Genomic DNA, 12,261 nt, shown 5'->3' on the forward strand with positions numbered 1-12,261 from the left:
ATTAAAGAACAAGTTTAAAAATTGTATTTTTGTTTACTAAATGAAATTTTCATCTATCATATTGTCCTTAATTATATTCATTCAAAGTGTAGGTTTAAACTTTGAAGATATAAATAAGTTAAATAATTTGGTTAAAGACATTTCTTGTCATTTAGAAGAAGGAGAGACAATTAATGACTTTTTATTTGAACATTATTATAATAAAAGTTCTATTGAGAAAGCCTCTTTAGTTCACCATCATAAACACAAAAATCATGATGAACATGGAGATTTACCGTTTCAACATGATTGTTTAAATTCTCATATGAATTTGGTTTATGTATTTTCTCCAACCATCACAACTATAGAAATTCCAGATATTGTTTCTAAAAGAGATGTTTATGCTTATATAGAAAGAAATACTTCACATTTGGAAAATAGTATTTTTCAACCTCCTAAAGTTTAAGTCTTAAAATATTTAATACCTAAAATAGGTATACACAAAATTTTAAACTTAAATTTTTTTTAATGATTAATAGAATTATTGAATATTCAATCAATAACAAAATGGTTATTGCATTGTTTACATTGGCGTTAATAATTGCTGGTGTATATAGTATAAAAAATGTTCCAGTTGATGCCGTTCCAGATATTACAAATAATCAGGTTCAAATAATTACTCAGGCACCCAATTTAGGAACAGAAGATATAGAACAATTTATTACTTACCCTGTTGAACTTGCTGTTTCAAATTTACCTGATGTGGAAGAGATTAGATCTGTTTCTAGGTTTGGTTTATCAGTAGTAACTATTGTTTTTAGTGACAAAATGGATACCTATTTGCCACGGCAATTGGTAATGGAAAAATTGGATGAGATTAAATCAAAAATCCCAGAAGGATTTGGTGAGCCATTTATGGGGCCAATTTCAACAGGACTTGGAGAGATTTACCAATATACTTTAGAGGTAGACTCCAAATTTAAAAATACTTATAGTATTACTGAATTACGAACCATTCAAGACTGGATTATAAAACGTCAAATGGCAATGGTACCGGGTGTTGTTGAAGTAAATGCTTTTGGTGGCGGTATTAAGCAATATGAAGTTGCGATAGACCCTAATGAGTTAAAAGCTATTGATATTACTATAAATGAAGTATATGAATCTTTACGAAATAATAATCAAAATACAGGAGGTGCTTATATTGAAAAAAACCATCAAGCAAATTTTATTAGAGGTGAAGGATTAGCCAGAAGCATTAGCGATATACAAAACATAGTAATTAAAAATATTAATGGAATCCCTATTAAAATATCAGATATTGCCGAAGTAAAATTTGGAAATGCAATCCGTTATGGAGCGTTAACCAAAGATGGTAAAGGTGAAGCTGTAGGAGGGATGATACTTATGTTAAAAGGGGCTAACTCAAAAAAGGTAATTGATAATATTAAAAATAGAATTGAAGAAATTCAAAAATCATTACCAGAAGGAGTTTCTATAAAACCTTTTTTAGATAGAAGTAAATTAATTGATGAAACTACATCAACGGTTAAAAACAACCTTGCAGAAGGAGCGCTAATAGTAATATTTGTTTTAGTATTCTTTTTAGGTAATTGGAGAGGAGGATTAATTGTGGCTTCTACAATTCCACTTTCATTATTATTTGCCTTTGTTTTAATGAATATTTTTGGAGTTTGGGCCAATTTAATGAGCTTAGGAGCCATAGATTTTGGAATTATTATAGATGGTTCGGTTATTATTGTTGAAAGTGCTGTTTACATGGTTGTAAAAAACCTGAAAAAAGGGACAGTATTAACTCAGAAGGTGAAAAATGAAATAGCTTTTAAATCTTCATCTAAAATGATGAATACAGCTTTTTTTGGACAGCTTATTATCTTAATTGTCTTTTTACCAATTTTAGCGTTGGAAGGAATTGAAGGAAAAATGTTTATACCAATGGCATTAACATTTAGCTTTGCGATGTTAGGTGCAATGGTGCTATGTTTAACATATGTGCCAATGGTTACTTCAATATTTATAAACCCGGGTAACACAAAAAAAATATTTTGGGGAGATAAAACAGTACTTTGGATTGAAAATAATTATGAAAAATTATTGGTTAAAGTTCTTAAAAGATCTAAAGCTGTTATTATTTCTTCTGTTATTTTATTTATTGGAGCAATATTTTTGTTTTCAAAAATGGGAGGGGAGTTTATTCCTCAATTAGATGAAGGAGATATTGCATTTCATGTGCTGTTAAAACCTGGAAGTTCATTATCTGAGACTGTTGATGCAACCACTGCAGTTGAGAAAATTGTTAAAAGTAATTTTCCTGAAGTTGAAAGTATTATAAGTAGAATTGGTGTTGCAGACGTTCCAACAGATCCAATGCCTATGGATATTGCAGATGTATTTGTTATTTTAAAACCTTCATCAGAATGGGTTAGTGCTTCTTCAAAAGAAGAATTAATTGATAAAATGAAAGCAAAAGTATCTATGGTGCCTGGTATAAATTTTGAATTTACCCAACCCATTGAAATGCGTTTTAACGAACTTATTACAGGTGTAAGAGAAGATATTGCGGTAAAATTGTATGGTGATGATCTTAATATTTTGACTGAAAAGGCAGAAGAAATGGGACGAATTATTGCAAATATAGACGGTGTAGCAGATATGAAAGTTGAAGCAACTGACGGTCAACCTCAAATTACAATTAAATATAATAGAAGTAAAATTGCACAATACGGATTGCAAATTAACGAATTGAATAAACTTATTGAAACTTCATTTGCAGGAGGAATTGCAGGAACTATTTTTGAAGGTGAAAGAAGATTTGATTTAGTGGTTCGTTTAAAAGAAGATTTAAGAAAAGATTTAGATAATGTGAAAAATCTATTTATTCCTTTACCTAATAATGCTAAAATTCCATTAAAAGAAGTAGCTGAAATTAGTTATAAGCCTGGCCCAATGCAAATAAGTAGAGATAATACAAATAGAAGAGTCTATGTTGGGATAAATGTTAGAGGTAGAGATATTAAATCTTTAGTTAATGAAATAAAACAAAAGATTGATGTAAATATAGATTTTCCGCCTGGATATTATATAAGATATGGAGGAGCTTTTGAAAACTTAGAACGAGCAACAAATAAATTAAAATTAGTAATACCTATTTCGCTTGCTTTAATATTTATACTAATCTTTTTTGCCTTAAAATCTTTTAAACAAACATTAATGATTTATATGGCAATTCCTTTAGCTGCAATTGGAGGAGTAATTTTTCTTGTTATGCGAGATATGCCATTTAGTATTTCTGCAGGTGTTGGATTTATTGTGTTATTTGGAGTAGCAGTTTTAAATGGTTTGGTTTTAATTAGTGGTTTTAATGAGCTAAAAGAACAAGGTGTTGAGAATATTGATGATAGAATAAGAATGGGGACAAGACGTAGAATTAGACCTATTTTATTAACTGCATTAACCGATATTTTTGGGTTTTTACCAATGGCATTATCTACTAGTTCTGGTGCAGAAGTTCAAAGACCATTAGCTACCGTTGTTATTGGAGGTCTTTTAACAGCTACAGTATTAACATTATTTGTGATTCCAATTTTGTATAAATGGATTGAAAAAAGACAATTTAAAGTGATTAAATTATCAAATTCAAAAATGATGTTTACAGCTTTAATTTTTATAATGGGAATTGGACAGATGCAAGCTCAAGATAAAAAGACAAATGTAATCACTATTGAAGACGCTGTTTCATTGGCAATTAAAAATCATCCAACGCTTAAAGCAAATCAGCTCAAAGTTGAAAAAGAGCGTGTTTTAAAATCAACGGCCTGGGATTTTGGGGATACAAATGTATATACTGCAGGTGATGAGTTGAATGGAAATGATCCAGCAGTTTACACTGTTCTTGGAATTCAGCAAAGTAATATAGATTTATTTGGTATAAGTTCTAAAAATAAATTCGCCAATGATAAAATTAAATTGGTTGAGACAGATAAGGAATTAAATAAAATTTTGATCGTTAAAAAAGTTAAATCTGCTTGGATTAGGGCTTATGTAACAAAGCAAATTTATGAATCTTATAAAAATATTGAATACGTTTATTCGGGTTTACAAAACTCAATAGATATAAGATATAAAACGGAGGCAATTTCTAAGCTAGAATTTAATGCGACTAAGAATCAAGCTAAATTAATTCAATTTGAAAGAGAGAAAGCTAAGAATAATTATAAAATTGCTTTACTGGAATTAAACAATTGGTTTTTTAGTGAAGATTTTTTTGAAGTTAGTTTTAAAGAAACTAATAATTTAAATAAGTTAGTTGAAATGAATGAAAAGCAATTAAATAATCATCCATACATAGCTTTATTAGATGGGGAACAAAATGTGGCGAATTCGGCTATTAATGTTGAAAAATCAAAATTTTTGCCTAAAATTTCTGCGCAATATGGAATTCAAAAAACAGGAAATGAATCTGGATTGTATAGTTACCAAATGGGAATATCAATACCGTTATTTTTTAATAAATTAAAAGCAAAAACAAAAGCAGCTAAAATAGATTTTGAAATTACTAAAGAAGAAAATCAGCAGAAAGAAGCGGTTTTTATGAAATCATTTAATTTAACATTGGAAAAATATAAGTATTTAGAATCTAGTTGGTTATATCATAAAAAAGAAGCGTTAGAGTTGGCAGCAGAATTAAGAGAAGGAGCTGTTTTATCTTATAAAGAAGGTGAAATGAATTACAATTCTTTTATTCAAAATATGAAAGATTCTATACAGTTAGAAATTGATAGTTGGAATATTTTTCAAGATTATCTTGACACTAAATTTCAATTAGAATTTTATTTATCAAAAAAAGAAACAGATGAAAATTAAAAATATAATTATACTCGGTTTTGCAATCGTTTTAATTGGTTGTAAAGAGAACAAATTAAAAACTGAAAATAACAAAGAGCATTCTCATGAAATTGAAGAAATGGGTTATGAATCGAATGAACATGAAGGTAGTAAAGAGCATGAGGAGCATGAAGAAAAAGTGACTCTATCAAAAGAACAAGTTGATGTTTTAGGAATAAAAATAGATTCTGTAAGATTTAGAAATATGGGCTTATTTATTCAAGCAAATGGAGAATTGGCCGTTCCACCACAAAATGAGGCTGTTGTAACTAGTGTTTTTGGAGCTAACATTGTTTCAATAAAAACAATAGAAGGAGATAAAGTAAAAAAAGGGCAAGTGTTAGGCTATATAAGTCATCCAGATATTATTAACTTAGAAACAAGTTATTTAGAATCATATAATAATTTAGCTTTTTTAGAACAAGAATATAAACGTCAAGAAACTTTATATAAAGCTAAAGTAGTATCGGGTAAAGATTTTCAAAAGTCAAAAGCTAACTATTCATCAGCAAAAGGATTAGCTAAGGGCTATGAAAGTCAGCTAAAATTATTAGGATTAAATTTCAATTCTATTAAAAATGGAACTATAATTCAAAACGCACCAATTATAAGTCCTATTAATGGTTTTATTGAAAAAGTAAACATAAAAATGGGCCAATTTGTTGAACCTCAAACAGCATTATTTGAAATTGTAAATAATGAGCATATTCATGTAGATTTGATGATTTTTGAAAAAGATGTTTCAAAAGTAAAAGAAAATCAACTAGTGAGATTTAAAATACAATCTTCTGAAAATAAAGAGTATACAGCTAAGATATTTTCGGTTGGTAAAACTTTTGAACAAAATCCCAAAGCGTTACACATACATGCTGAAATAGAAAATGAACATAATAATTTATTACCTGGAATGTATGTAAATGCAACTATTTTAATTTCAGAAAGTAATGAACGTGCTTTACCTGAAGGTGCTGTTTTTCTTGATGGAGAAGATTCTTATATATTTTCGGCTGAAGAAAATGGTGAAAATTGGTCATTTACACCTGTAAAAGTTTTGGTTAATCATACAAGTATGGGGTATACATCTTTCAAATTCAAAGAAAAAGTATCTGAGAATTTAATTGTTGCCACAAATCAAGCTTATTATTTAATTTCAGAAATGAAAAAAAGTGAAGCTGAACATTCTCACTAGTTTTATATAGCAATAGAGAGAAAAGACAATATTTTAATTGATTTTTCTCTTTATTGTATATTAATGTTTTTTTGTAATTCTATTTCATATAATTAATAATTTCAATAAAATAAATCTAAATATTTTAATATTTCGTTTTGAATTTAGTTAGTATATTTAAAAAATTAACATTTGTAATAAACTTTACATAATATTTTTTTTAAATATTGTAATATTGCTCAATATGTATAAAATTGCTGCTATATTATTATCATTTACTATTTTAATTCAGAGTTTTAACTTTGATTTAGAGGATTTTAATAAAATGCCAAGTCTTGTAAATCATTTTGTTAGTCATTATGAAAAAGGAGATAGTATAAGCGATTTTATTACAATGCATTATGGTGACAAAGCAAATTATCATGAAAAAGAACATAAGGACCATAAAGAATTACCATTTAAACATCAACATTTAGATTCTCATTTTCAATTAGCATATATCTTTTACACGAATAATTTAAGTGTACTGAATAATGAACTCTTTTCTAAAAAAGATATTTTTAGTTACAAAGAATCTTTAACAAATTCTATATCACTTAGTATTTTCCAACCACCACAAAGGTTACATAGTTAAATTATTTTATTTATAACTTTAGGAATCAAATTTATTGATTTTTAATAATATACATTACTAATTAATTAAATTATGTTACAAAAACTTATTAAATTAAGTATTGATAATAAACTTATCATACTATTAATAACTGGCGCAATAGTGGGTTTTGGATTATATTCTTTAACTCAAATTCCAATTGGAGCAGTTCCAGATATTACAAATAATCAGGTTCAAGTTATAACCACTTCAAGAAATTTATCTACACAAGATGTAGAGCAATTTATAACTTATCCTGTAGAATTAGAAATGGCAAATTTACCCGGAGTTGAGGAAATTAGGTCCGTTTCAAAATTTGGTTTATCAGTTGTTACTATTGTTTTTGATGATGCAATGGGAACCTATTTACCAAGACAATTAATTGCAGAAAAAATAAAAACGGCATCTGAAAAAATCCCAAAAGGTTTTGGTACTCCAGAAATGGGACCAATTACAACCGGTTTGGGTGAAATATATCAGTATATTTTAGATACAAAACCTGGGTATAAAAATCGTTATTCTCCAATGGAATTACGAACAATTCAAGATTGGGTTGTGAAACGTCAATTGTCTGGTATTCCTGGTGTAGTTGAAGTAAATACTTGGGGTGGATTTTTAAAACAATATGAAGTTGCCATAAATCCAGAGAAGTTAAAATCTATGAATATTACTTCTTCGCAAATACTAGATGCTATTGAAATGAACAATAGTGTTGCTGGTGGTGGTTATATTGAAAAAACAAATGAAAGCTATTTTGTTAGAGGAGAAGGTTTGATAAAATCCTTGGAAGATATTGAAAACATTGTTATAAAAAATGTGGAAGGTGTTCCAGTTTTAATAAAAAATGTTGCCGAAGTAAATTATGGTTTTGCAACACGTTTTGGTGCAATTACTGGGAATGGAGAAGGAGAGAAGGTACTTGGGCAAGTAATGATGTTAAAAGATGGTGATTCAAATAAAGTAATTAAAGCTGTAAAACAACGCGTTGCTGAAATTCAAAAAACTTTACCTGAGGGTGTTTTTATAAATGGATTTTTAGAACGTAGTGAATTAATAGGTAAGACTACTTTTACGGTTGCTGAAAATTTAATACTAGGAATTATTATTGTAGTTTTTGTGGTTATTTTATTATTAGGAAGTTTTAGATCTGGTTTAGTAGTAGCATCAGTAATTCCATTATCCTTATTGTTTACATTATCTATGATGTATATTTTTGGAATTGATGCAAATTTAATGAGTTTAGGTGCCATTGATTTTGGTATTATAATAGATGGAGCTGTTATTATTGTAGAATTTATTGCCTTTAAAATTACAGATAAAAGGAGTGATTTAATTACCTTATCAAGTAGTGAAAGGCAACATAATATTGATAAAATCACCTATGAAAGTAGTTCAAAAATGATGACTTCTGCAATATTTGGTCAACTTATAATTTTAATTGTTTTTATTCCAATTTTATCTTTAAGTGGTGTAGAAGGAAAAATGTTTAAACCAATGGCTATGGCTTTTAGTTTTGCTTTAATTGGTGCTATGTTCTTATGTTTTACTTATGTTCCAGTAATTTCTTCAATATTTTTAAAGCCAGAAAAAGTCACAAAAAATAACGTTTCAAAACGTTTAATGTCATTCTTCTATAAACTTTATGAACCTGTAATTAAATGGGCTTTATATCATAAAAAAATAGTAATAGTAGCTTCTTTAGCGCTATTAGTTGTTACAAGTTTTATTTTTAGTAAAATGGGAGGTGAATTTATACCAACATTAGATGAAGGTGATTTTGTAATTCAACCAGTATTAAAAACCGGAACATCACTTACTAAAACAGCTGAAATTACTACCCAAATTGAACAAATTCTTTTAGACAATTTTCCAGAGGTAGATCAGGTTGTATCTCGTATTGGTGCTGCTGAAGTTCCAACAGACCCAATGTCTATGGAAGAAAGTGATGTAATTATAAAGTTAAAGCCAAAAAGCGAATGGGTTTCTGCAAATTCTAAAGATGAATTGGCAGATAAGTTTAAAGAAAAGCTCTCCATTATTCCAGGAATAGATTTTGAGTTTACACAACCTATTGAAATGCGATTTAATGAGTTAATTACTGGTGTTAGAGCAGATGTTGCTGTTAAAATATTTGGAGATGATTTGGCTATTTTGGCTAGCAAAGCGGATGAAATTAAAAATAAAATAGCAAATGTTGAAGGAGCCTCAGATATTATTGTTGAAAAAATTGATGGTTTACCTCAAATGACTGTTACTTATAATAGAAAAAAAGTAGCTCGCTATGGATTAAATATAAAAGCCTTAAATGAGATTGTTTCTATGGCATTTGCAGGTACAACTTTAGGTAATGTATTTGAAGGCGAACGTAGATTTGATTTGGTAGTAAGATTGCATTCTGATTATAGAAAAAACATTGAAAATCTTAAAAATTTATATGTTGATACTCCTTCAGGAAACAAAGTTCCATTGCACGAATTAGCAACTATAGAATATACTAAAGGACCAGCAAAAATATCAAGAGATGATACCAAAAGGAGAATTGTTATTGGTGTAAACGTTAGAAATAGAGATATGGAATCTGTTGTACAGGATGTTCAAAAAATTATTGAAAGTTCTGTTAATTTACCAGTTGGGTATTCCGTTTCTTATGGTGGACAATTTGAAAATTTAAATAGTGCAAAGGCACGTTTAAAAATAGCAGTTCCTATAGCATTATTATTAATATTTATTATGCTCCATTTTGCATTTAATTCTATAAAAGATGCATTTATGATTTTTTCGGCTATTCCATTGTCAGCAGTGGGTGGCGTATTATTTTTAGGATTAAGAGGCTTGCCTTTTAGTATTTCGGCAGGAGTTGGTTTTATAGCATTATTTGGTATTGCTGTATTAAACGGAATTGTACTTATAGAGCACTTAAAATCGTTAAAAGAACAAGGAATTAATAATGTAAATGAACGAATTTTAAAAGGTACAAAAGAACGTTTACGACCTGTAATATTAACTGCTGCAGCTGCTGCATTAGGATTTTTACCAATGGCAATTTCTACCAATGCCGGAGCTGAAGTACAAAGACCATTAGCAACTGTTGTTATAGGTGGTTTAGTTACTGCAACCGTTTTAACATTAGTAGTTTTACCAGTTTTATATGCAATTTTTGAAAGTAAAAAATTTAATATGAAAAGAAAGAATAAATCAAAAATTATTGTAATTGTTTTATTATTACTTGTACCTAATTTTGGATTTTCTCAAAAGAAAAATATCTCTTTAAAGGATGCTATTTCTATAGCAATTGATAATAATAAAGAATTAAATATTGATAAGTTAAGATTTGAAAAAAGTTCTAAACTAATAAATAGTGCTTTTGATATTGATAAAACAAATTTTTATTACGCCAAAGACAGAACTAATTTAGGTACAGATGGCAAGCCATTTGGAACTTTTGGAGTTGAGCAAAAAATTGCATTTCCAACCGTGTATTTTACGAAAAAGAAGGCTACAAAAATAAATAAAAATTTAGCGGAGTTAAATTATGAAATATCAAAAAACGAATTGATTAAAAATGTATCTAAAGCTTATTATGAAGTTATATTTTTAAATAAAAAATTAGAACATTTTAAGTACATAGATAGTTTATATACTAATTTTTCTAAGGCAGCAAAAAGAAAATTTGAATTAGGAGAATCCAACTATTTAGAAATGATTACGTCACAATCTAAGTATAAGCAGTACGAAATGCAATTAAATCAACTTAAAAGAGATAAAATAATAGCGGTTGAAAAGCTAAATTTTTTATTGCAATCTGAAGAGGAAGTGAATATTTCGGAAACAGATTTAAGAACTATTAAAGTTGAAGCTATTGATCTTGATAATCATTTAATACAACAATATTATACAGAAAATAAAGCTTTAGTTACTGTTAATAAAGGAATTGAAATACAAAGTTTATTGCCAGATTTACAATTTAATTATTTTAATAGCAAAGATAAAATAGCGAATATAAGTGTAAACAGCTTTCAAGCAGGAATAGCAATTCCAATATTCTTTATGGGGAAATCTTCAACAATTTCTGCTTCAAAAATTGAAGAAGATATAGCCAATGAGTTAACTTTTGATACTTCGTTAAAACTTAATACTAAATTTAAAACGTTATTGGAAGAACTTAATAAAAGTCAATTACAATTAAATTATTATTCTGAAAGTGGCGAGCGATTAGCTACAGAAATATTAAAAACTGCAAACTCGAGCTATAAAAATGGAGAGATTGATTTTTTTCAATATATACAGAGTCTCGAAACTGGACTGCAAATAAAAATTGACTATTTGAATCAAGTTAACGTATACAACAAAATTGCGTTAGAAATTAATTTTTTAAACTTATAGAAATGAAAAAATATATTTTAGTCATCATAAAATTATTAATTATCAGTGTTTTATTAGTTTCTTGTAATTCTTCGAGCACTAAACAAGCCGAAGTTAAGACTGAAGAAACAAATAACAATATAGTTAAAATTTCAAAAGCTCAATTCACAAATTCAAAAATGGAATTGGGGAATTTATCTGAACAAAATTTTAATAAATCTATAAAAACTAATGGTTTTATAGACGTTCCTCCGGCTAATAAAGCCAGTGTTAGTGCTGTTATGGGAGGTTTTATTAAAAAATCAAATTTGTTGGTTGGAAATAAAGTGAAAAAAGGACAATTATTATTAACTATTGAAAATCCAGATTTTATTGAAATTCAACAACAGTATTTGGAAGTGTTTGAGCAGTTGAATTTTTTAGAAAGCGAGTATGATCGTCAGAAAACACTTTATGAAGAAAATATAAGTTCTAAAAAGAACTTTCTAAAAGCAGAAAGTGGTTATAAAAGTGCTAGAGCTGTTTATAATGGTTTAGAACAAAAATTATTATTAATGAATATAAATCCTTCAAACGTTAGGTCTAGTAAAATTTCTTCTATAATGCCCATATTTTCGCCTATTTCGGGAAGTATTACAAAGGTTAATACGAGTGTTGGGAAATTTATGGCTACATCAGATGTTTTACTTGAAATAATTGATGATGATCATAAACATTTAGAATTGGTAGTCTTTGAAAAAGATGTATTAAATGTAAAAGAAGGTCAAGATATTTATTTTCAAACACCAGAAAATTCATTAAAAAAATATAAAGCTGAAGTACATTTAATAGGGAAATCAATTGATGAGCAAAACAGAACAATAAGGGTTCATGGTCATTTAGAAAACGAAAATAAATCTTTTATTGTTGGTATGTTTGTTGAAGCTGAGATTGTAATAAATTCAATTAAAAAAAATGCACTTCCAATAGATGCCGTATTAGAAGAAAATGGAAATTATTTTGTGTTAGTATTAAATTCTAAAGATGAATTTTATTTTAATTTTGATAAAACACCTATTAATGTTGGTGCAAAAAATGAAAATTGGTTGGAGGTTATTGATAATTATAATTTGTTAAATAACAAGCAAATATTAACAAAAGGAGCATTTATTCCTTTAGAAGAAGGTTAAGTAGGGAACAGTAACTAAATATAAAT

At 28.0% G+C, this 12,261-nt stretch carries 6 protein-coding genes; all 6 read left to right on the forward strand.

Annotated features, from left to right (window positions below):
• Positions 1-40: 40 nt before the first annotated feature.
• The 6 genes from DAD81_RS06930 (at position 41) to DAD81_RS06955 (ending at position 12,235) form a co-directional block, all read left to right on the forward strand.
• Entirely contained in the window at positions 41-445 is a 405-nt protein-coding gene (locus DAD81_RS06930) for a hypothetical protein (RefSeq protein WP_157961094.1), read from the forward strand.
• 62 nt (positions 446-507) lie between these two features.
• Complete coding sequence (locus tag DAD81_RS06935) at positions 508-4,863, forward strand: CusA/CzcA family heavy metal efflux RND transporter (RefSeq protein WP_111707528.1); 4,356 nt, start codon at positions 508-510, stop codon at positions 4,861-4,863.
• Positions 4,853-6,073 (forward strand): efflux RND transporter periplasmic adaptor subunit, encoded by a 1,221-nt coding sequence (locus DAD81_RS06940; protein ID WP_111707529.1) that lies wholly within the window; start codon positions 4,853-4,855, stop codon positions 6,071-6,073. Before DAD81_RS06935 ends, DAD81_RS06940 begins: the two co-directional genes overlap by 11 nt.
• Before the next feature lie 223 nt (positions 6,074-6,296).
• Positions 6,297-6,686 (forward strand): hypothetical protein, encoded by a 390-nt coding sequence (locus DAD81_RS06945; RefSeq protein WP_111707530.1) that lies wholly within the window; start codon positions 6,297-6,299, stop codon positions 6,684-6,686.
• A 72-nt stretch (positions 6,687-6,758) separates the two neighbouring features.
• Positions 6,759-11,087, forward strand: coding sequence for a CusA/CzcA family heavy metal efflux RND transporter (locus DAD81_RS06950; RefSeq protein WP_111707531.1), 4,329 nt, complete (start codon positions 6,759-6,761; stop codon positions 11,085-11,087).
• A 2-nt stretch (positions 11,088-11,089) separates the two neighbouring features.
• Complete coding sequence (locus tag DAD81_RS06955) at positions 11,090-12,235, forward strand: efflux RND transporter periplasmic adaptor subunit (RefSeq protein ID WP_111707532.1); 1,146 nt, start codon at positions 11,090-11,092, stop codon at positions 12,233-12,235.
• The last annotated feature ends 26 nt before the right edge of the window (positions 12,236-12,261 follow it).

Source organism: Lutibacter citreus (assembly GCF_003260195.1).
Classification (GTDB): Bacteria; Bacteroidota; Bacteroidia; order Flavobacteriales; family Flavobacteriaceae; genus Lutibacter; species Lutibacter citreus.

Coding starts and splice junctions, on each gene's coding strand:
- DAD81_RS06930 (WP_157961094.1), top strand. CDS start 41: ATGAAATTTTCATCTATCATATTGTCCTTAATTATATTCATTCAAAGT.
- DAD81_RS06935 (WP_111707528.1), top strand. CDS start 508: ATGATTAATAGAATTATTGAATATTCAATCAATAACAAAATGGTTATT.
- DAD81_RS06940 (WP_111707529.1), top strand. CDS start 4,853: ATGAAAATTAAAAATATAATTATACTCGGTTTTGCAATCGTTTTAATT.
- DAD81_RS06945 (WP_111707530.1), top strand. CDS start 6,297: ATGTATAAAATTGCTGCTATATTATTATCATTTACTATTTTAATTCAG.
- DAD81_RS06950 (WP_111707531.1), top strand. CDS start 6,759: ATGTTACAAAAACTTATTAAATTAAGTATTGATAATAAACTTATCATA.
- DAD81_RS06955 (WP_111707532.1), top strand. CDS start 11,090: ATGAAAAAATATATTTTAGTCATCATAAAATTATTAATTATCAGTGTT.